Genomic DNA, 18,796 nt, shown 5'->3' with positions numbered 1-18,796 from the left:
GGTAGAGGCTCGACTCGATAAATTGAAAGTCACTTTCATTATCATTTCTGGGATCGCCGTGGACGGGAAAGAGGGCCAGGGATGAACGACCTGACGCTGAAACGGGAGGCTCCGTCCGGCGGCCGGTGCGAGCGCTGCGGCGTCGCCGGCCATGGGGGGACCGACGCCGTGCGCTGCGACTGCGGCAGCATGCTCGCGCGGCACGTGGCCGGCGGCATCGAGCTGAAGTGCCGGCGATGCAAGCGCGTCGTGGTCATCCCGATCGCGCCGGCAGGGGACGAGGCGACGGCCGAGACCGAGGTCGAGCTCTGACCCATGCACGCTCGCAGCAGCGCCGAGACGCGAGCGCCGATCGCGGCCCCGCGGGCGAGGACCGGATCGACCAGGAGGCGGACCGCCGAGGGCGGCGGCGGGACGTTCTGGATCCTGGCCCTGCTGCTCTGCGGCGCGCGCGCCGCCTCCGCGCAGGAAGCGCGGCCGCGCGACGAGGCGCCGCCGAGCGGGGAGGCGCGCGCCGAGGAGCGCAGCGCGGCGCCGGAGGGCGAGGCGGGGCGCGGGGCGCCGGGCGACGGCGCGGCGCTCGAGGTGCGCGCGCCCGAGCTCATCGAGCCCGCGGAGGCCGCGTATCCGGAGGAGGCGCGCGCGGCGGGCACGGAGGCGAGCGTCGTCCTGAAGCTGACGATCGACGCGGCGGGGCGCGTCACGCAGGCGGACGTCGCGTCGCCCGCAGGTCACGGGTTCGACGAGGCCGCGCAGGAGGCGGCGCTGCGCTTCCGCTTCCGGCCCGCCCGGCGAGGCGACCGGAGCGTCGCGGCGCGCATCCTCTACCGCTACGACTTCCGGCTGCCCGCGCCGCCCGCCGCGGCGGCGCCGGTCGCATCGCCGCCCGCCACGGCGGCGCCGATCGCATCGCCGCCCGCCGCCTCCGGGCGGGAGGCGGAGGCGACGATGCGCCTCGTGCCCCTGGCCGCGGCCCCGCCGATCGAGGTGAGCGTGCGCGGCGCCTCGGAGGCCGAGCGGCTGCGCCGATCCGCGGAGGCCGTGCAGGTCGTCGAGACCGCGCTGGCGCGGCGGCAGTCCGCGGATCTCGGCGAGGTGCTCGCCCGCTCCGAGGGCGTGAGCGTGCGCCGCGGGGGCGGGCTCGGCTCCGCGGCCCGCTTCTCGCTGAACGGCCTCACCGGCGACCAGATCCGCTTCTTCCTCGACGGCGTGCCGCTCGCGCTGTCGGGCTACTCGGCGGGGATCGCCAGCGTCCCGGTCAACCTCGTCGAGCGGGTCGAGATCTACCGCGGCGTCGTGCCCGTGCGCTTCGGCGCGGACGCGCTCGGCGGCGCGGTGAACCTCGTGACCGATCGCGAGACCCGCGGGACGGGCGGCTCGGCGTCTTACCAGGTCGGCTCCTTCGGCACGTACCGGATGACCCTGAGCGCGCGCCACGCCGACGAGCCCAGCGGGCTGTTCGCGCGCGCGAGCGCCTTCGCCGATCACGCGCGGAACGACTACCCGATGAGGGACGTCGAGGTGGTCGACGCGAGCGGGCGCCTTTCGCGCGCCGAGGTCCGCCGGTTCCACGACCGCTACCGCGCGGCCGGCGGCTCGATCGAGGGCGGGTGGCTCCGGCGGCCCTGGGCCGATCGGCTGCTCCTGCGGGCCTTCTACACCGCGCACGACCGCGACGTGCAGCACAACCTGTACATGACGGTGCCCTACGGCGAGGTCACCTACGGCAGGCAGTCCGGCGGCGGTCACGTGCGGTATGCGCAGCCGCTCTCGAAGGGGCTCCGGCTCGACGCCGTGGCGGGGTATGCGCTCGCGCGCACCGTCTTCCGCGATCTCGCGACGTGCCGTTACGACTGGCGAGGTCGCTGCGTGGCGACGCTCCCGCAGCGCGGAGAGATGGGCCGCGCGGCCGATCAGGCCGTCCTCCAGCACTCGGCGTTCGCCACCGTGAGCCTGGCCTACCGCGCCGCGCCGGATCACCTCCTGCGCTTCGGGGTGTCGCCGACGTACGCGACCCGCACCGGGAAGAACATCGCGATCCGCGAGGGGTACGATCCGCTCACCGCGCGGCGGGGGTTGCTCGGCGGCGTGGCAGGCGTCGAGTACGAGGCGAAGGGGCTCGAAGGCCGGCTCGCGAACATCGCCTTCCTCAAGGGCTATGCGCAGGTGATCGGGACCAAGGAGGTGCTCCCGAACGGCGTCCTCCGCGATCTCGACCTGACGCGCCACCGGCTCGGGATCGGCGACAGCCTGCGCTTCCGCTTCACGGACGCGCTCTACGCGAAGGCCTCGTACGAGCTGGCCACCCGGCTGCCCAGCGCGGAGGAGCTGTTCGGCGACGGCGGCGTCATCACCGACAGCCTGCACCTCGCGCCGGAGGCGAGCCACAACGTGAACGCCGGCGTGACCCTGGAGCGCGCGGAGATCGGCTTCGGGGAGCTCCGCTTCGACGTGAACGGCTTCGGCCGCTTCGTCGAGGATCTCATCCGGCTGGGCGGACAGGCCAGCTACGCCAAGTACGAGAACTTCCCGTCGGCCCGGTCCGTGGGCTTCGAGTCGTCGGTCGGGTGGACGTCGCCGGGCGATTTCGTGGCCCTCGACGGCCAGCTCACGTGGCAGGACTTCCGCAACACGACCGGCACAGGCCCGCTCGCCCGCTTCAAGGGCGATCGCATGCTCAACCAGCCTTACCTGTTCGCCGACGTCTCCGCGCGCCTCACGTGGCCCGAGCCGTTCCACCCGCACGACGCGCTGTCGCTGACCTGGAGCACACGTTACGTCGGCGAGTTCTTGCTCGGCTGGCAGAGCGCCGGGGACGAGAAGCACGCCGTCGAGCCGCAGCTCCTGCACGCGCTCACGCTCGGCTACGCGGTGCAGCGCGGCGGACGCTCGGTGAGCGGCAGCCTCGAGGTCCGCAACCTCACAGACGAAAAAGCCTTTGATTTCTTCGGTGTACAGCGTCCCGGGCGAGCGGCTTACGCCAAGCTCGTCCTCGACCTGTGACCACGTGATCGATCGAAAGAAGGAGAGTTGTCCATGTCGCGTTCTCTGCGTCTGCTCACGCCGTTCCTGTTCACTCTGATCGTGCCTTGCCTCGCCGCGTGCGGCGACGATGAGAGCGAGGGTGTCGGCGGCAACGGGGGCGGCGCGGGCAGCGCCTCCGGGGATGTCGTCGCGCTCACGACGCAGGTGTTCGGCGTCGAGGCGGCCGACACGCTGAGCTACATCCTCCTGACCGACACGCTCGACAGCGATCAGCCGCTGTCGCTCGACAGCGGCATCGAGATCCTGGGGCGCGCCATCGGCGCGGGCCCCGACGGCGGGGGCGCCCTGTTCGTGGCGAGCGACGCCGGGCCGACCGTGACCCGTTATGACCTCGGGGCGAACGGCAGCCTGAAGAAGGGCGCCACCGTGAGCTTCCAGGGACAGGGGCTCGCGAAGCTCGACGAGTACGGGGGACAGTTCCAGTTCGTCTCCGAGACAAAGGCGTATTTCTTCGACGGGACCACCGCGCAGGTGGTGATCTGGAATCCGAAGGAGATGACGGTCACCGGCGCCATCCCGCTCGACGCGCTCGTGCTCGGGGACGCCATGCTCACCTTCACCGCGGCGCCCCTGCGCGTGGACGGCGCGGTGATCTCCTTCGCCGGCTGGAGGAACGGCCCCGAGGTGCCGAGCCAGGCCGGGATCGTCGTCGTGGACACGGCGACGGACGAGGCGACCGTGGTCACCGACGATCGCTGCGGCTACGTGCGCGACGGCGCGGTGGGGCCCGACGGCAAGATCTACATGGCCACCGAGGCGTACGGCGCCGCGGTGCACCGGCTCAACCCGGACAACGCGGCGGCGCCTTGCATGGTGCGGTTCGACCTCGAGGCCGGGAAGTTCGACCCCGACTTCCACGTCGAGCTCGGCTCGCTGTTCGACGGCGACGCGGCCGGCTCGCTGATCGTCGGCTCCGGCGGCGAGGCGTACCTGCGCGTGCTCGACGAGGGCGCGTTCGCGATCAAGGAGGACACCCACCCGCGGGTGCTCGCGAGCGCCGCGGCGTGGCGGTGGGCCAGCGTCACCCTCGGCGACGCGCCGGAGGCCACGCTGCTCGAGGTCGAGCCCACGAGCGGCAGCGTCGTGAGCGTGTCGCTCGGCGGCAAGAGCTTCGTGCTCCAGTTCCTCGGCCAGGACTCCACCACCTTCCGCGAGCTCGGCGGGAACGGCCCCGGCGAGGTGAGCCTGACCGCGCCCGGCGTCGTGTTCTCGGCCGCGAAGCTGCGATGATGCTGGCGCCCGATCGCGAAGGTGCGACGAGCGACGGCCCCGCGCGGGAGCCGCGCGCCCCGCAGGGCCGCCGCCCGCGGCAGCGGTACGGCGCCGCCATGAAGGTCGTGCGGCGCGCGCACATGTACCTCGGGCTGCTCGTGTTTCCCTGGATCCTGCTGTTCGGGATCAGCGGCGTGCTGTTCAACCACCCGCAGATCGGGCGCGACTTCGAGCGGCGGTCGATCTCGGCCGAGCAGGTGTCGGCGCTCACCGCGTTCAGGCCGTGGGATCCCGACGCCGTGGCGCGCAAGGTCGTCGAGCAGCTCAACGCCGGCTCGGCGTCCCGCTACACGCTCGACGCGTCGACCCCCGGCGCGTTCTCGGGCTGGCCCGAGCTCATCGGCTCGACCAGCGACGGGGGGCGCACCATGGTGCTCATCCGCCTGGACGACGGCGCCGCGACGCTCTCCACGTTCCCGCCCGAGCCCGCGAAGGCGCCCGATCCTCCGTTCGCCGGCGCGACGGTCGAGCTGCCCGAGCACCGGATGGCGGCCGTGGAGGCGCAGGTGAAGCATCTCCTGCCCAAGCTGGGCATCGACGGCGCGGGGCCGCTGCGCGCGCACCCGAAGGTCAGCCCCGAGCTGCGCTTTCGCATGCGCGACGCGGACGGCCGCCTGTGGAACGTCACGTACGACCTCGGCGCGGGCCGCCTCGACGGGCGGCTCGACGGCGCCGCCGGACAGCCGCTCTTCGTGGAGCTGCTCGGGATGCTCCACAAGACGCACCATTTCCCGGTGCACGGCGGCATGACGTGGATCTGGGCGCTGTTCGCGGACATCACCGGGATTACCCTGGTCCTCTGGGCGCTGACCGGCCTGGCGATGTGGTGGCAGATGAAGCCGTCCCGGGTCGTCGGCGCGATCGCCGTCGCGGTCGCCATCGCCGTGGCCGCCGTGGTGATGAGCGGCACGGCGTCAGATATCGTGTTCGGCAAGGTCGAGAAGGGCGGGGCGTGAGCGGCGAGGCCCGGCGGCCGCCCCGGCCGCCGGGCTGCGCGCGCCGCGCGGATCAGGCGCCGAGCGTGGCGCCGCCGTCGACGCAGAGGTCGTGCATCGTGATGTGCCGCGCCTGATCCGAGGCGAGGAACAGCACCGCCGCGGCGACGTCCTCGGCCTCGGCGATCCGGCTCAGCGGGATCCCCAGCTTGAACGCCTCGGGGGAGCCGGCGATGACCGCGCGCGCCCCGCGCCCGTCGGTCCAGAGCGCGCGCTGCATCGGCGTGTCCGTCGAGCCCGGGGAGACGACGTTGCACCGGATATTGTATCTCGCGAGCTCCAGGCCGAGGCACTTCGTGAACATGGTCGTGGCCGCCTTCGAGGCGGCATAAGCGGCCATGTGCACCCGCGGGGTCCGCGCGGCGTTGGACCCGACCGTCACGATCGCCCCCGAAGCGCGCCCCGTCATGCGCCGCGCCACGGCCCGGCTCACGTTGAACACACCGCGGGTGTTGACCGCGAAGGTCCGCTCCCAGTCCTCGTCGCTCAGCTCCAGGACCGGGCCGACGCGCAGGACGCCCGCCACGTTGACCAGGATGTCGACGGGGCCGAGCTCCCGCTCGGCCCGGTCCACGACCCTGTCGACGGCCTCGCCGTCCGACACGTCGACCGGGAACGCCGCGGCGCGGTGGCCGCCCGCCGTCAGATCGGCGACCACGGCGGCAAGGCGCTCCCGGTTCGCGTCGAGCGCCGCCACGGCCGCGCCGCGCGCCGCGAGCGCCCGCGCGACGGCCTCGCCGATCCCCTGGGCGGCGCCCGTGACGAGCGCGACCTTGTGCTTGAAATCGATCTCCATCTCTCGCTCTCCGTCAGGTGGGGTCGAGCTCGTCCATGAACCGGTGGCGCTCCTCGTGATACGCCTCCTCGGCGCGATCGGCGTTCCAGTACGGGACGGCGTACATCGCGTCGCGCCCGAGGCCGCGCTCGCTCCGCAGGTGATCGCGGATCGCGCGGACCGACGACGCCTCGCCGGCGACCCAGGCGAAGGCCCGGCCCTGCGGCCACTCGAGGGCGCGCACGGCGTCTTCCAGCGCGGGGCCGGGCGCGTGCTTTCCGCCGAGCGGCAGCCACGTCAGCGCGACGGCCGGCGGACGCGCGATCGGCTGCACGTCGGCCTCGTCCGGGACCGCGAGGAAGGCGTGTCCGCGCGCCGTGGCCGGCAGGGCCTCCAGCAGCGCGCCGATCGCCGGCAGCGCGGCGAGATCGCCGGCCAGGAGGTACCAGTCGGCGGGCCCCAGCATCGGATCCGGGCCGCTGGGCCCGGCGACGCCGATCCGGCCGCCCGGCTCGACCCGGCGGGCCCAGCGCGACGCGGGGCCGTCGTCCCCGTGCAGCACGAAGTCAATCTCCAGCTCGCCCGCCTGCGCGTCGTACCGGCGCACCGAGTACGTCCGCGTGATCGGCCGCCGCGGCGCGGGAGGCCAGACCGGGCCGTCCGGACCGAGCGTGGGCAGCTCCGGCGCCGACTGGCCGTCCCGCGGGAGGAACACCTTGATGTGCGCGCCGCCGGAGCCCGCGGGGAACCCCGCGAGCGCCTCGCCGCCGAGGGTGATCCGCCGCAGATGCGGCGTGATCGAGGTCGCGCGCAGCACCTCGAGGAGACGCGGCGGCGTGCGCGCCGCCGCTCCTTGCGGGGGAGTCGCGGTGTGGCTCATGGTGAATCCGGGCTCGTCGACGCGCGGTGACGCGGGCGTCAGCCGGCGGCCTCCTGGCTGAGCGTCTCGCCGCCCTGCCGGTGGGCTTGCCGGGCCTCGCGCGGCAGCCGGGTCGACAGGAGCTCCCACCACTGCGCCAGCGTTTGCAGCTCGCCGAGCTCCACGAACGTGACGTCGAGCCCCGCGGCGCGCCATCGCTCGACGAGGGTCATGAGACGGATGGAGTCGAGCCCCAGGTCGAGCACGTGCTCGCGATCCGAGAGCGCCGAGGCGGGCTGATCCAGGATCTCGGCGACGTCGCCGCGCAGGCGATCGAGCCAGCTCGCCCGGCCCCCCTGCGCCCGCCCGAGCGGCGCCGCCTCGCGCGGCGGGGCGCCCGCGTCGTCCCGGGGCGCGAGCGACGCCACGACGGCGCTGGTCGGCAGCGCGACGCCGCAGCGCTGCGCCACGTACGCGATGGCCATCTCGTGCTGCGCCCGGGAGAAATCGGCGGTCGCGTCGGTCACGAAGAACGGCTGGATGTCGTTCATGAACGCCTCGCACGCGGTCATCAGGCACCCGATATGGGCGTAGATCCCGCACACGATCAGCTGATCGCGCCCCCACCGGCGCAGGAGGTCGAGGAGCTCGGTGCGCTGGAAGGCGCTGTAACGCCACTTCGTGAGGACCGTATCGGCGCTCCCCGGCGCGAGATCGCTCACGATCGCCTCCTTGTCCGGGTGCTGCGTCAGCCCGGGCCCCCAGAGATCGAGCAGCAGGCCGCGCTGCGCCCTCGACTGCTCGGCGGGCTGCTTCGTGTAGACGACCGGGATCCCGCTCGCCGCGCACCGCTCGCGCAGCAGGCGGGTGTTGGCGTAGAGCTCGACGACCGGCGACGCCTTGGCGTCGTAGTAGCCGAGAAAGTAGTCCTGCATGTCGTGGATCAAGAGGACCGCGCGCCTCGGATCCGGCCGCCAGGGCACCCGGCTCTCCGGGAGCTCGTCGACGCGCGGCATGGAATAGGTCTGGATGCTGGGGATGGCCATGGTTGTTCCTCTCTCACGTGGTCACAGCGTTTCATCTCGGCGGCTCGCGCGAGGCGCCCTCGCCCTGCCGCCCCGGCCCGCGCCGCGCTTCAGCGCTCGGCGCCCCGCGCGAGCCGATCGGCGATCCACTTGCGGAGCGCCTTCTTGTCCACCTTGCCGACGCTCGTCGTCGGGAGCGCGTCGAGCCACTCGACGCGATCGGGCACCTTGTACGGAGCGACGCCGCGCTCGCGCAGGAAGGCGCTTATCTCGCGCGCGGCCGGCGGCTGCCCGCGGGGCACGAGGAACGCGCACGACCGCTCGCCGAGCCGCTCGTCCGGCATGGCCACGAGCGCCGCGTCGCGCACCGCCGGGTGGGCGAGGACGTGGTTCTCGACCTCCGCGGCCGCGATCTTCTCGCCGCCGCGGTTGATCTGGTCCTTTTCGCGGCCCTCGACGACCAGGTAGCCCGACGGCGTGCGGCGCACGAGATCGCCCGTGCGGTAGAAGCCGTCGCGCGTGAACGCCTTCGCGTTGTGCGCGTCGGCCCTGTAATAGCCGCGGATCGTGTAGGGCCCGCGCGTGAGCAGGTGACCGACCCGCCCGTCCTCGACGTCGCGGTCCTCGTCGTCCACGACGCGGACCTCGTCGTGGGGCGAGATGGGCCGGCCCTGGGTCTCGCTCGTGATCTCCTCGGGATCGTCGAGGCGGGTGTAGTTGACCAGCCCTTCGGCCATCCCGAACACCTGTTGCAGGGCGCAGCCGAGGGTCGGTCGCACCCGGCGCGCCACCTCCGCGGAGAGCTTGGCGCCGCCCACCTGGAGCACCTTCAAGCTCGACAGGTCGTGCCGCGCCGTCCGGGCCGACTCCAGCCACAGCGCGGCGAGCGGCGGCACGAGCGCGGTGATCGTGACCTTCTCCCGCTCGATCCACGGGAACGCCTCGTCCGGGCTGGGACGGCGGCTGAGCACCACGCGGCCGCCGGCGGAGAGCGCGCCGAGGCTCCCCGGCGAGCTCAGGGTGAAGTTGTGCGCGACGGGCAGGGCGGCCAGGTACACGCTGCCCGCGTCGAGCGCGCAGATCTCCGCGCTGGCGCGCACGCTGTAGAGATAATCGTCGTGCGTCCGCGGGATCAGCTTGGGCACTCCGGTGCTCCCGCCGGACAGCTGGAAGAAGGCCACGTCGCCGGCCGCGGGGCTCGGCAGCTCCACGGGCTCGGCGTCCACGCTCTCGAGCGCGGTGTGCTCGCCCGGCTGGCCGGCCACGAGGACGTGCCTCAAGGTCTTCACGTCCCGCCGGATCTGACTGGCCAGCTCGCGGTAATCGAACCCGCCGTCCCGGTCGGCGATGACGTAGGCGACCGCCTCCGTGTGCTCGCAGAAATACGTGATCTCGGCGCGCCGGTGGGCGGGCAGGGCCAGGACGGGGAGGGCGCCGAGGCGGAACAGCGCAAAGCACACCTCGAAGAACTCCACGATGTTCGGGAGCTGGACCACCACGCGATCCCGCGGCCGGATCCCGAGGCGCAGGAGGCCGGCGGCGAGGCGGTCGGCGCGCCGATCGAGCTCACCGTAGCTCAGCCGGCGGTCGTCGCCGACGAGGGCGATCCGATGCGGGTGCTGCGCGGCCCGCTCGCGGAGCAGGTCCCCGAACGTCTCGCCGCGCCAGTAGCCTTCGCGCCGGTAGAGCTCGGCGACCTCGGGCGGCCAAGGGGTCCAGCCGGAGAGGGCCTGTCGGCTTTCCTCCGCGGGCATCACCCGATCTCCGGCGCCTGGTCGAGGCCGAGCGCGTTCAGCATCGTGCGGAGCTTGGCGGACGTCTCGTCGAGCTCGCGCTGGCCTTCGGAGCCGACGACGATCCCGGCCCCGGCGTAGAGCCGGAGCGCCCGCCCGGCGACGTCGGCGCAGCGGATGACGACGGCCCACTCGCCATCTCCGGCGGCGTCGCACCAGCCCACGAGGCCCGTGAAGAACCCGCGATCGAAGGGCTCGAGCGCCTCGATGGCCGCGCGGGCGCGCTCGGTGGGGTATCCGCACACCGCGGGGGTCGGGTGCAGCGCGGCCGCGAGCCTCATCGAGGAGATCGAGCGATCGCGGAGCTCGCCCGTGAGCCGGCTGGACAGGTGCCACAGGTTCGCCGTCTGCGTGAGCGACGGCTCCTCGGGGACGCTCAGGTGCCGGCAGAACGGCCGGAGCGCGGCGGCGACGGCCTCGACAACGATCGCGTGCTCGTGCCGGTCCTTCTCGGACGCGAGCAGGGCGATGGCGCGCCGCCGGTCCTCGTCCGGATCCGGGCTGCGGATCGCGGAGCCGGCCAGCGGGTTGGCGACCACCCGGAGCCCGGAGCGGGACAGGAGCAGCTCGGGGCTCGCGCCGATCAGCGTCCGCGGCCGCGAGCTCGGGCCGCGCTCCGAGCCGGACAGGCCCGCGATCGGATCGGAGAGGTTGGCGGCGAAGGTGTAGCCGCTCCGGTTCTGCTGCGAGAGGCGCTGCAGGACGGCGCGGAGGTCGACCGCCTCTCGCAACGTCATCTCCAGCATCCTGGAGAGGACCACCTTGCTGAGCGCCTCGTTCCGCATCAGGCCCACGGCCAGCTCGACGCCGCGCACGTAATCGCGGGGCTCGGGGACCTTCCGCAGCGTCTGGAGCGAAGCCGGCGGCTGGGGTCTGAGCGCGTCGGCCGCGGCGCTCAGCGGCCCGGCGCTCTGGATCGCCTTCGGCACGATGAGGTGCGCGGGCGAGGTGCTGTTGAACGGCACCGCGCCGACCGCCATGGGGACGCCGTGGCCGGCCCGCCCCTGCGCCGCGAGCACCCGGGTGATGCGGTCCGAGAGGCGCTCGCCGCGGTCGGTGCCGATCGTCTCGAGGATCATGTCGTGCACGCCCTGCGCGAGGAGCGTGCGTGTCGGCGACGCGAAGAAGAACGCCGACTCGGGGGTGTATTGCTTGAGGATCTGCCCGGCGTTCAACGAGGGATGAGCGACGGCAGCCGGCATCGATATGGAATTCATCGAACACTCCTTGAAAGGTGTGGAATCGCGGGGCGCCCGCGGCGCGGCGCTCGGGCCGGAGCGCGGCGATGTCACCGCGCGGCGGCGGCGGCGCTTCCGGCGCTGACGCGGGAGCGCGCGATCGCCGCCGCGCCGCCGCGGGCCGCGCGCTCGGGACCCGGCGCGCCGCGGGTCTCATGGGACGGACGTGCAGCGCGACGCCGCATCGGGGCGCGCCGGCAAAGGCTCGGCCGCCGCGCCTCCAGGGCGAGCGCGGAGCGCCGGGGCACGCGCTCCGCCCGCGAGGGCGTCGAGGCGCGGCGTCGGCGCGAACGTCGAAATGGGCACGTCGTCACATCCAGCTCCGATGGGCTTCGAGAGCCGCGTGGGCTCGGTTCATCGGGCTCTGGACGTGGAGTCGCTGGCCGCTACAGAAACCTGATAAGGAAAATCAGTTTCAACTAATCCATGACATGTTCAATACGAACTGTCAAGGTTTCCTGCGCCGGTCACCGAAGGGGGCTCGCGAGCGAGCCCCGGGAACGAGCCGCGCCGGCTCAGCGCTTCTCGCATTGACATTCCACGCGAGGTGTGAAACGAGTCGCCGCGCCATCGGTGCTCGCCAGGCCATCGCCCGGCGAGCTGAAAAGGGAACCCGGTGAGAATCCGGGGCTGCCCCCGCAGCGGTGAACGGGAACGACCATCACCATCGAGCACTGGGCCGCGCTTGAGCGGCCTGGGAAGCGGTGATCAGTAGGAGAGCGGCCGGCGACGGCCGCAGCGCCCGTGAGTCCGAAGACCTGCCGAAGGTGCGCGCGCCGGCGATCCGGCGCGCGCTGACCTGAGCCTTCGAGGGGAAGGCGCGCAGGCTCTGGATCACCTCGCTCACGCGCGGTGCCGCAGCCCGTCCCGCGGTCCCTCCGATTCGGCTCTCAGCTCACCCGAGCAGTGCTGGGTCGACGCGGGCAGGCGGGCGTGAATGGATCAATCCCTTGAGCGTGTGAGGCGCCGCCGGCGGAGCGACGGCGCGGGGTTCTGGCTCGTGCTCGCCGCCGGCAGCGCCGTGGCGCCGGCAGCCGTCGCGGAAGAGCTGCGCGGGGCAGGGGCCGAGCTGGGCGGCGATCGCGCGGCCGCCGCGACAGCCCCCCTGGAGGTGCGCGTCGAGGGGGATCGCGTGCGCGCGCCCGCCCCGCCCAAGGACAGGTCCGTCGCCGGGTCCGTGCTGGGCCGCGACCGCCTGGCCGGCGCGGGGCTCGAGGCCGCGGACGTGCTCCGCACGCAGCCGGGCGTCCAGGTCACCGAGTCCGGCGGCTTCGGCGGACCGGCGACCGCCGCGATCCGAGGCGCGACGGCCGCGCAGACGCCGGTGTACCTCGCCGGCGTCCGCCTGAACGACGACGTCGCCGGGACCGCGGATCTCTCGCTCGTGCCCCTGTGGCTCGTCGAGCGCGTCGAGATCTACCGCGGCAACGCTCCGATCGAGGCCGACCGCCTCGGGCCTGGCGGCGCGATCTTCTTCGAGCCTCGACGGCCCTCCCGGACCACGGCCGGCGTGGGCGCCACGGCAGGCTCGTTCGGCGCGAGGCGCGGGTGGGCGTTCGCCGGCGTCAGCGCGGGCCCGGTGACCTCGATCTTCGGGGTGAGCGCGGAGGCCGCGGCGAACCGCTACGCGTTCGTCGACGATCGCGGGACGCTCTTCGACGCGAGCGACGACACCGTCCAGCGCCGGCAGAACGCCGACACGCGCACGATCGACGCCTGGGCGCTCGCGCGCGTCGATCTCGGCCGCGGCGCGACCGTGGACGTGATCGCGAACGGCACGGGCCGCGAGCAGGGCGTGCCGCGGCTCGCGCTCTTGCCGTCACGGGAGGCGCGCGGGGAATTCCGGCGCGCGCTCGCGTCCGTCGTGGCGCGGGTTCCGTTCGGCGACGAGGCGCAGCACACGCTCGAGGCGCGCACCTCGTTCATCGAGGCGCGATCCGAGTTCCACGACCCCCTCCTCGAGCTCGCGCTCTTCACGCGCGAGCTCCGCCTCGCCGGCCGCCGCCTGGAGCAGACGCTGGGCGCGACGCTCCATCTCTCCGACCGCCTGAGGGTGCGGCCCATGCTCTCCGTCGCGCGGGAGGGGATCTCGCGCGCGCCGGACGACATCCCGCTCGCGCGCGCGCGGCGCTCGTTCGCGCGCGGCGCCGTCAGCGCGGAGCTGCGCCTCGGCGAAGGGCTCGCGCTGCACGCCCTCGCGAGCGGGGAGTGCCACGCCACCGGCGTGGACCCGGAGCGCCCTTGCGACGCGCTCGCGCCGACCGGACGCGTCGGCGTGGAGGTAGGGAGCGATCGACTCCGGGTCCTCGCGACCGTGGGCCGCTACCTCCGCGTCCCGACGCTCGGCGAGGTGTACGGCATCTCCGGCGTCGTCCACGGCAACGCCGAGCTCGAGCCGGAGGCCGGCGTCACGGCCGAAGCCGGCCTCCGGGCGCAGACGCGGCCCGGCGCGGTGCTGCGCGGCGCCTACCTCGACGCGTTCGTGTTCGGGCGCGCGACCTCCGGGCTCATCGCGTACGCGCGCGCCGGCCAGGGCTACGTGGCCCCGTACAACGTCGGGCGCGCCCGCGTGCTCGGCGCCGAGCTCCTGACCGGGGTCGAGGTCACCTCGTTCCTCCGCGCCGAGATCGCGGCGACGCTCCTCGATCCGCGGGACACGACCCCGGAGCGGATGACCACCAACGACGTCCTTCCGTTCCGCGCTCGCCTCGTCGTCGCGCCGCGCCTCCGCGCCGCGTGGAAGCCTCCGGACCGCGGCGTGCTCTCGGGCGCCTCCGGCGAGCTCCGGGCCGTGTACCAGTCGAGCCGGTACGCCGACCCCGCCGGCCTCGGCGTGATCGCGGAGCAGGCGACCGTCGACCTCGAGGCGGAGGCGACGTGGTTCGGAGGTCACCTCGCGACGCGAGCGCGCGTCGCGGATCTCCTGGACGCGCGGCGCACGGACATCGTCGGGTATCCGCTCCCGGGACGGAGCGCGTTTTTCACACTGGAGTCGACATGGTGAACATCCGTCGTTATTGCCTCGCGTTCTCGATCCCGCTCCTCGGCTGCAACGTGGATCCGCCGCCGCCGTCGACGGGCGGTGTTCGAGGCGGCGGCGGGAGCGAGCCGGACACGCCGGGCGCGTGCGAGCGCGGCGTCGTGGTCGTGACGAGCGATTACCAGTCGACGAACATCGCGATCGCGAAGCTCGACGGGACCACGCTCTCGCCCTCCTTCGTGTCGAGCGGCGCAACAAAGCCGGGGCTCAGCCTCGCGCTGTCGGGCGACGTGGACGTGCCGGCCGCGGCGCCGCCGTCCGGCCGCGTCGTCCTGATCGACCGGTATGGAACGAACGTGATCACCTGGATGGATCTCGAGACCGCCGAGGTCATCGCGCAGCTCCCGGTCGGGCAAGGGTTCGAGTCGAACCCTCACGACTACATCGAGGTGGGCGAGGATCGCGCGTTCGTCTCGCGCTTCGGGAGCAACCCGATCCCCGGCGGCGAGCCCTTCGACGAGGGCGGCGATCTCCTCATCCTCGACACGAAGAAGCACGCCATCGAGGGGCGCATCGCCCTTCCGGAGGAGCGAGAGGGGCTCCTGCCGCGCCCGTCGGGGATGACGCGCGTCGGCGACGACGTGGTCGTGTCGCTCGGTCGGCTCGCAGCCGACTTCTCGGACGAGGGTGAAGGGCGCTTCGTGGGCGTCTCGCCGGCGGAGAACGCCGTCGCGTGGACGGTGGACATCGAGGGGCTCCACGGCTGCGGACGTGTCGCCGTGTCGCCCTCGGGCGAGCGGCTGGCCGTCGCCTGCTCGAGCCGCTTCGACGCGGACGCGATGAAGTTCGATCCGGCGACGAGCGACATCGTGATCTACGACGCGCGCTCCACCCCTCCCAGGGAGATCGAGCGGCTCGGCGTGGCCAGGGAGCTCGACGCCGGGATCCAGCCCTCGCTCGCCTTCGCGTCCGAGGACGTCCTCCTCGCGAAGACCTACGGGGGCAACGCGTCCGCCGGCGACAGCGTCTTCTCCGTGACCATCGGCACGGGCGACGTGACGCCGCTCGGCGAGGCGAGCCAGCCCTTCGTCTTCGGCGGCGTGCGCTGCTCGCCTGGTTGCGGCGATGTCTGCCTGCTGAGCGACGCGGAGAGGAACAAGCTCCGGCGCTGGAAGGTGACGGCGAACGGAGCGCTCGAAGCGCTGGAGGACGTGAGCGTCGACACCCAGATCGGGCTCCCGCCGCGATCCATCGGCGGACTCTGATGCGGCGCCCCAGCGGCGGAGGACGGGTGAGATGACCATGCAAGGAATCGGTGCCGAGCACGCCACGAGCGCGCGTGAAGAGCCGGCGGCCTCGCGTCCGGGAGGCCGCGCGCTCGTCGCGTATGCCGTCTTGCTCGTCGTGCTCGCGGCGGTCGCCGCGGCCTCGCTCGCGCTCGGCCCGGCGAGCCTGTCCGACGCGGGCCTCCGGGCGACCCTGCTGACGCTGCGCGCCGCCCGCCTCGGGGCGGCGCTCCTCGTGGGCGCGGCGCTCGCGGTCGGGGGCGTCGTGGTGCAGGGCCTGTTCCGGAACCCGCTCGCGGAGCCGTCGGTCCTCGGCACGACCGCGGGCGCGGCGCTGGGCGGCAAGATCGCCCTCCTCGCCGTGGAGCTCGCCGTCGCCGAGCGCGGGATCCGCGGGCTGCCCCCGGAGATGGTGCTCCCGGCCGGATGCCTCGCCGGGGCGATCGTCGGCCTGGGGCTCGTGCTCGCGCTGGTGCGCGCGCCGGGAGATCTGCTGAGCATCCTCCTCGTCGGCTTCCTCCTCTCCTCGCTGTTCATGAGCCTCGGGAGCCTCGCCACGAGCCTCGCGCAGGAGCGCTGGGAGCTCGGCCGCGCCGTCGTCGCGTTCGCGCTCGGCGGCCTGTCGGGCACGAGCCCCAGGCACGTCGCCCTGGCCGCGCCGCTCGTGCTCGCCGGCGTCGTCGCCGCGTGGTTCTGGGGAAAGCCGCTCGACCTGCTCCTCTCCGGGGAGGAGGAGGCGGCGTCGCTCGGCGTGGACGTGCCCCTCGTGCGCCGCTTCTGCATCCTCTGGATCGCGGTGCTCACCGCCGGCGCCGTCGCGCTCGGGGGCAACGTCGCCTTCGTGGGGCTGCTCGTGCCGCACGCGCTGAGGCCGTTCCTCGGCGTCGACCATCGGCGCCTGATCCCCGTCGCGGCGCTGGGCGGCGCCGTCTTCGTCGCCGCGTGCGATCTCGCCGCGCGCCTCCTGCCCGCGCGCGGCGAGGTGCCGCTCGGCGTCATCACCGGGCTCATCGGCGCGCCGGCCTTCCTGGTGCTGCTCGCGCGCTCGCAGCGGGAGGCCGAGCGTGGCTGAAGCCGTCGGTGTGGCCGGGCTGCGCGTCCGTCGCGGGGGGCGGGTCGTCGTCGACGACGTGTCGTTCACGGCGCCCTTCGGCGGCGTGCTCGCCGTGCTCGGTCCGAACGGGGCGGGCAAATCGTCCCTCCTCAAGGCGCTCGCCGGCGTCGTGCCCTCCGAGGGCGACATCCGGCTCAACGGGCACCGCGCGCGCGAGCTCCGCGCGCCCGAGCGAGCGCGCCTCGCCGCGTACGTCCCGCAGCAGTCCGAGCTCCGCTCGCCGCTCGCGGTCGCGAGCGTCGTGGCGCAGGGCCGCTACGCGCACCACGTCGGGCGCGTGCGCGCCGCCGCGGCCGACGAGGAGGCCGTCGATCGCGCGCTGCGGCTGACGAACACCACGCCGCTCGCCTCCCGCCCGTTCCCCGCGCTCTCGCAGGGCGAGCGGCAGCGCGTGCTGCTCGCGCGGGCGATCGCGACGGAGGCCAGGATTCTCTTGCTCGACGAGCCGACCGCTGCGCTCGACGTCGGGCACGCCCTTCGCCTCTATGCGCTGCTCCGGCGTCTGGCGGCCGACGGCTACTGCATCGTCGTGGTGCTCCACCCCCTCGCCGAGGCGCTCGACTGGACCGACGCCGCGGTGCTCATGGATCGCGGCCGGCTGCGACAGCAGGGCGAGACGCGCGACGTCATCAAGCCCGGCGCCGTGGAGTCGATCTACGACGTGCGGCTCGTTCCAGGCGGCGCGCTCGGCTTCCGCCTGCCCATGGAGCCGGAGGGCCCCGGCCGGGGAGCGCTTCCATGAACGCCCTCGCCTGGATCAACTACGGCGCGCTCGCCGGCGCGCTCGCCCTGTCGGTGGCCGCGGCCGCGCTGCCGCGCTCCTCCGACCAGCGCGCGCCGGCCGGACCGCAGGACACCGCCGCGCGCTCGGTCGAGGCCGCCGTTCCGGGGGCGAACCCGGCGTCGATCGAGGATCATGCGGGGGTCGCCGTCACGCTCCGCGACTTCCGCAGGATCGCGTCGGCCAGCACGGTGGCGGACGCCCTGCTCGTGGAGCTCTGCGAGCCCGACCGCGTGGTCGCGTTCACCGGGTACGGCGCGCGCCGCTCGCCGCGCGGCTACAGGTACGCGGGCAAGGCCCGCGTCGAGGACACCGCCGACATCGAGGCGCTCCTCGCGCTGCAGCCGGATCTCGTCCTCCTCAACGGCTACGGCGACCCGCGCCGGATCGCGCGCCTGCGCGAGGCGGGCCTGACCGTCTACGACCTCGGCCCGATGCGCGGGCTCGCGACCCTCGTCCCCAACGTGCACGAGGTCGCCGCCCTGGTCGGCGACCCGGAGCGCGGTCGGCGGTTCGCGACGGCCCTCGTGCAGGGCATGGCCGCGGTGGCCGCCGATCTCCAGCCCCCGCAGCGCCGTCGCGGCATGTACCTGAGCGGCTACGGCGGCCGTCTCTTCGGAGGCACGGCGGGCACCAGCTACCACGACGTGCTCACCTCGGCAGGGCTGGTCGACGCGGCAGCGGCCGCGCAGCGCGACTGGCCGGAGTACACGCCGGAGCACGTGCTGACGCTCGATCCCGATGTCCTGGTGACGAACACGGGGATGCGGAAGATCCTGTGCGGCCAGGCCGGCCTCGACCGGCTGCGCGCCTGCACCGCGCCCGGCGGCGTGGTCGAGCTGGACGACGCGCTCCTCGGCGATCCGGGGCCAGCGATGCTCGAAGCCGCCCAGACGGTCCGGAGCGCCGTTTACGGCGCTCCCGCTGCGCTGGGCGCAGCGCGCGCGGGCGGCGAGACGCCCGCGCGCAACCCTGCCAACAAGGAGAACTGACACGATGAGCGACGACGCGGCGCTACGCTCGAGCGAGCGCAACCTCGACGGGACGACGACGGAGTACTTCGACGTCCCGCCGGCGGAGGCGACGTATTGTGAGCTGGTGAGGGTCCTGTTCGAGGACCACTGGAATGCGATCGATTTCGGCCCGTGCCTACAAGGGGCCGTGTTCGAGCTGCGGTTCGCGAGCAAGCCCCGGATCGGGTACCTCGACGGATACTTCACGATCGGGCCGGATGAGCCGGGCGCGTGGCACCTCCACCTCTGCGTCGGGGCGCACAAGGGGACGAAGGCGCGGCCCACGCCTCCGGAGCTCGCGCGCTGGCGGCAGTGCGCGCGCGCCGCGTTCTATCGCGACCTGGACGCGAACGGACGCCCGAGGAGCTGGGGATTGAGGCTCTGGAACGGGCGGGACGAGCAGATGATGACGGTGTTCTTCCCGAACCCGTGGCTCGACCAGGCGCGCATGAAGCCCGTCAGGGACCCGGACTGGTCGAGGCTCGCGCTCTGGATGGACCTGCGCGCGCGCTTCGCGGGCGTGCCGCCCGAGCCCGCGCCGGTCGATGGGCCTCGGCGCCCGCAGATGTGCGGATAAGGCGCCTGAGCAGAGCATCGTCCCGGCGCGAGCCGGAGGCAGG

15 protein-coding genes and 1 riboswitch are annotated in these 18,796 nt (G+C 73.6%); of the genes, 10 read left to right on the top strand and 5 right to left on the bottom strand.

Features of this window, described 5'->3' with window-relative positions:
- The first annotated feature begins 81 nt into the window (after nucleotides 1-81).
- The 4 genes from WMF20_RS22670 to WMF20_RS22655 are packed head-to-tail and all read left to right on the top strand — an operon-like array spanning nucleotide 82 to nucleotide 5,273.
- Nucleotides 82-312, top strand: coding sequence for a hypothetical protein (locus tag WMF20_RS22670; RefSeq protein ID WP_207218062.1), 231 nt, complete (start codon nucleotides 82-84; stop codon nucleotides 310-312).
- A 3-nt stretch (nucleotides 313-315) separates the two neighbouring features.
- Nucleotides 316-3,003, top strand: coding sequence for a TonB-dependent siderophore myxochelin receptor MxcH (gene mxcH, locus WMF20_RS22665; RefSeq protein ID WP_437616722.1), 2,688 nt, complete (start codon nucleotides 316-318; stop codon nucleotides 3,001-3,003).
- A 33-nt stretch (nucleotides 3,004-3,036) separates the two neighbouring features.
- Nucleotides 3,037-4,275 (top strand): hypothetical protein, encoded by a 1,239-nt coding sequence (locus tag WMF20_RS22660; protein WP_437616721.1) that lies wholly within the window; start codon nucleotides 3,037-3,039, stop codon nucleotides 4,273-4,275.
- Nucleotides 4,272-5,273 (top strand): PepSY domain-containing protein, encoded by a 1,002-nt coding sequence (locus tag WMF20_RS22655; RefSeq protein ID WP_437616720.1) that lies wholly within the window; start codon nucleotides 4,272-4,274, stop codon nucleotides 5,271-5,273. Before WMF20_RS22660 ends, WMF20_RS22655 begins: the two co-directional genes overlap by 4 nt.
- A 52-nt stretch (nucleotides 5,274-5,325) precedes the next feature.
- On the opposite strand, the gene WMF20_RS22650 is transcribed toward WMF20_RS22655, so the two are convergent.
- The 5 genes from WMF20_RS22650 to dhbC form a co-directional block, all read right to left on the bottom strand.
- Nucleotides 5,326-6,108 (bottom strand): 2,3-dihydro-2,3-dihydroxybenzoate dehydrogenase, encoded by a 783-nt coding sequence (locus WMF20_RS22650; protein WP_437616719.1) that lies wholly within the window; start codon nucleotides 6,106-6,108, stop codon nucleotides 5,326-5,328.
- A gap of 13 nt (nucleotides 6,109-6,121) precedes the next feature.
- Nucleotides 6,122-6,967, bottom strand: a complete 846-nt coding sequence (locus WMF20_RS22645; protein WP_437616718.1) for a siderophore-interacting protein — start codon at nucleotides 6,965-6,967, stop codon at nucleotides 6,122-6,124.
- Between the two features lie 38 nt (nucleotides 6,968-7,005).
- Nucleotides 7,006-7,992: an isochorismatase family protein gene (locus WMF20_RS22640; RefSeq protein ID WP_437616717.1), complete on the bottom strand. Its 987-nt coding sequence runs from the start codon at nucleotides 7,990-7,992 to the stop codon at nucleotides 7,006-7,008.
- An 89-nt stretch (nucleotides 7,993-8,081) separates the two neighbouring features.
- Nucleotides 8,082-9,725, bottom strand: a complete 1,644-nt coding sequence (locus WMF20_RS22635; protein ID WP_437616716.1) for a (2,3-dihydroxybenzoyl)adenylate synthase — start codon at nucleotides 9,723-9,725, stop codon at nucleotides 8,082-8,084.
- A complete protein-coding gene (dhbC, locus tag WMF20_RS22630; protein WP_129576305.1) occupies nucleotides 9,725-10,981 on the bottom strand; it encodes an isochorismate synthase DhbC in 1,257 nt (418 codons plus the stop codon). Before dhbC ends, WMF20_RS22635 begins: the two co-directional genes overlap by 1 nt.
- Before the next feature lie 575 nt (nucleotides 10,982-11,556).
- A riboswitch (cobalamin riboswitch) is annotated at nucleotides 11,557-11,782 on the top strand.
- 157 nt (nucleotides 11,783-11,939) lie between these two features.
- Here dhbC and WMF20_RS22625 point away from each other — a divergent pair.
- Genes WMF20_RS22625 through WMF20_RS22600 form a run of 6 tightly spaced genes read left to right on the top strand, consistent with a single transcriptional unit; the run spans nucleotide 11,940 to nucleotide 18,753 of the window.
- Nucleotides 11,940-14,006: a TonB-dependent receptor gene (locus WMF20_RS22625; protein ID WP_437616715.1), complete on the top strand. Its 2,067-nt coding sequence runs from the start codon at nucleotides 11,940-11,942 to the stop codon at nucleotides 14,004-14,006.
- The gene (locus WMF20_RS22620) at nucleotides 14,000-15,247 is read left to right on the top strand and encodes a YncE family protein (RefSeq protein ID WP_437616714.1); all 1,248 of its coding nucleotides are present in this window, start codon (nucleotides 14,000-14,002) and stop codon (nucleotides 15,245-15,247) included. The genes WMF20_RS22625 and WMF20_RS22620 overlap by 7 nt, the downstream gene beginning before the upstream one ends.
- Before the next feature lie 31 nt (nucleotides 15,248-15,278).
- Complete coding sequence (locus WMF20_RS22615; RefSeq protein ID WP_437616713.1) at nucleotides 15,279-16,340, top strand: FecCD family ABC transporter permease; 1,062 nt, start codon at nucleotides 15,279-15,281, stop codon at nucleotides 16,338-16,340.
- Nucleotides 16,333-17,124 carry an ABC transporter ATP-binding protein gene (locus tag WMF20_RS22610; RefSeq protein WP_437616712.1) on the top strand — a complete coding sequence of 264 codons (792 nt, stop codon included), beginning with the start codon at nucleotides 16,333-16,335 and terminating at the stop codon, nucleotides 17,122-17,124. Before WMF20_RS22615 ends, WMF20_RS22610 begins: the two co-directional genes overlap by 8 nt.
- A complete protein-coding gene (locus WMF20_RS22605; protein ID WP_437616710.1) occupies nucleotides 17,121-18,155 on the top strand; it encodes an ABC transporter substrate-binding protein in 1,035 nt (344 codons plus the stop codon). The genes WMF20_RS22610 and WMF20_RS22605 overlap by 4 nt, the downstream gene beginning before the upstream one ends.
- 4 nt (nucleotides 18,156-18,159) lie before the next feature.
- The gene (locus WMF20_RS22600; RefSeq protein ID WP_437616708.1) at nucleotides 18,160-18,753 is read left to right on the top strand and encodes a DUF7676 family protein; all 594 of its coding nucleotides are present in this window, start codon (nucleotides 18,160-18,162) and stop codon (nucleotides 18,751-18,753) included.
- Nucleotides 18,754-18,796: the final 43 nt, after the last annotated feature.

Source organism: Sorangium sp. So ce834, assembly GCF_051521425.1.
Lineage (GTDB): Bacteria > Myxococcota_A > Polyangia > Polyangiales > Polyangiaceae > Sorangium > Sorangium cellulosum_D.
The sequence above is the reverse complement of the archived record's forward strand: the minus strand, read 5'-3'. Positions and strand labels throughout refer to the sequence as shown.